Genomic DNA, 1,792 nt, shown 5'->3' on the forward strand with positions numbered 1-1,792 from the left:
CCAAACTCCCGCGGCCTGCCATTCCTGAAGACGCCGCCAGCAGGTCATGCCGCAACCGCAGCCCATCTCCGCCGGCAATTCCTGCCAGGGGATGCCGGTCTTCAGGACGAACAGGATGCCCGTCAGGGCCTCGCGGTCTCCCAACCGATGCCGTCCCGGGTGCCGGAACCGGCGGGGCTTGGGGGCGGGCAACAAAAGTTTGACAATCTCCCACAACGCATCGGGAACAAGTGGCTTGGCCATGACAAACCTCCAAGGCGGGCTGTCATTATTCGCTGCGAACGCCATGCCACACTATCTCATAAAGTTACAGGCTCTAAACAGCGAAGGCTTGGTGCCAGCACCGAGCACCAGTGATTTTCGGGTGGCTCCGCGCACCAAAACTATCGGCAACTATGTCATGACTGCCCTCCCGTTCAAAAGAGGCATTTGCAAAGGAAGGTGTCGAATGAGTCTAAAACTGTGTCAGATTTGTGTGAAAGAGCTTTTGCGCATCGCGGCGTGAGTTCAACTCATCCCTCGTAAAGCATTTGCAGGAAAGACATGAAGTTTTGGGCGACTTCTTCTGTTGCCGGCAGTGGTTCAAAATCCGTGTCTTCATCCCCGGCACGTGATTTCTCGTGCAGCCAAACAACGATTGTTGGCTCGATACTGCTGCGAAAATCAAAGCAGAGCAGGTCCCCCCCGAACAACAAAGCGAATGGGATTAGATTTTCACCCATCCGATCGCTCACAAGGCTCCACATTACCCCAACTTGATATTGAGCGAAAGCAGATTCTTTTTTTCTATCAATAAAATTGAGGAATCTCTCGACAAGTCGTTCTTGCCCTTCTTTCGTGTAAAATAAGCGTCTTCTTGGGATTCCTCCGTGATAAGCTGTGAGATGCTCCACATAGTCTTTCTCGAAGCGAATCAAGTTTCGCTCCGTGATCGAATTGATGTAGTTTTGAAAATCATAAAGAATCTTCTCGTCAAACGGGAGAAGAAGGCTGTCTGAAAAATAATCTAAATTATGAATATTATTATCCATGATGAGAATCTCTTGTTTATTAGCTCCTCAGTCCAGGCACATGAGCCCAATTCCCTTCGCTTCTCCCGCCGGTGTGAGGGGTCAATTCATGAATGCCAAATCGAACAAGTTGCATTTGGCCAGGATTTTGGTGGTGATGCCATATCCATCCAGTGGGAGTGTTTTGTGTGCCAAACAAGTAATCATTGACCCATCGGAATTGTACGCCATCACTCTCCTTCCAGAGAGATTTTGGAAGGAGAATTTCTCCTTCCGGGTGAATATGTCCTGTAAAATCAGCATGTCTCTGTTCATCCACAGGGGCAGGCTTCACCAGCCCATTCTCCCTTGCATACTTCCGAACCCTGCTCTGTTGTCTTGTTGATAGAGTTGGGGCAATCTCTTGCCATGTCCAGTCGGTGTTTGAGTTAACCGCCTTCGCGTAATTTTCTGCGTGCGACTTTAATTCGTCTTGAGTCAGTTTGCAGGAAGCATTATGCGCCCATGCACTCCACCCCCACCCAATGTCCCCGATGAAGTAGGTGTGGTGATCCCGGACCGTGAAATTATACACGGTCTGCCATTCGCCGGTGTCAAAGACCTCCTCGACGTTCAGCCAGCGGCCGTCCTCGGTCAGAATGCGGTCCTCGGGCGTCAGGTCGTGGGCCGCGATCCAGCCTTTGCCTTCCGCGTAGAAGGGGTGTTCTCCGGTGGTTCCGATGACCTGTCCGCCGGCGTGGAGGCTGATCACCGGGGCGAAGCGGACGAACACCTCCTGGATT

Annotated in this window: 3 protein-coding genes; all 3 read right to left on the reverse strand. The window is 51.7% G+C overall.

Annotated features, from left to right (window positions below):
• The coding region (locus BGIM_RS0144890) for an IS5/IS1182 family transposase (RefSeq protein WP_020476110.1) at positions 1-243 on the reverse strand (243 nt) is incomplete at its 3' end.
• Positions 244-512: 269 nt separating this feature from the next.
• Positions 513-1,031 (reverse strand): SMI1/KNR4 family protein, encoded by a 519-nt coding sequence (locus BGIM_RS59495; protein ID WP_020476112.1) that lies wholly within the window; start codon positions 1,029-1,031, stop codon positions 513-515.
• A 19-nt stretch (positions 1,032-1,050) separates the two neighbouring features.
• Positions 1,051-1,792: HNH endonuclease (locus BGIM_RS59500; protein ID WP_193789086.1), on the reverse strand; the 742-nt coding region annotated here is incomplete at its 5' end.

It is taken from the genome of Zavarzinella formosa DSM 19928 (assembly GCF_000255705.1).
GTDB classification, from domain to species: Bacteria; Planctomycetota; Planctomycetia; order Gemmatales; family Gemmataceae; genus Zavarzinella; species Zavarzinella formosa.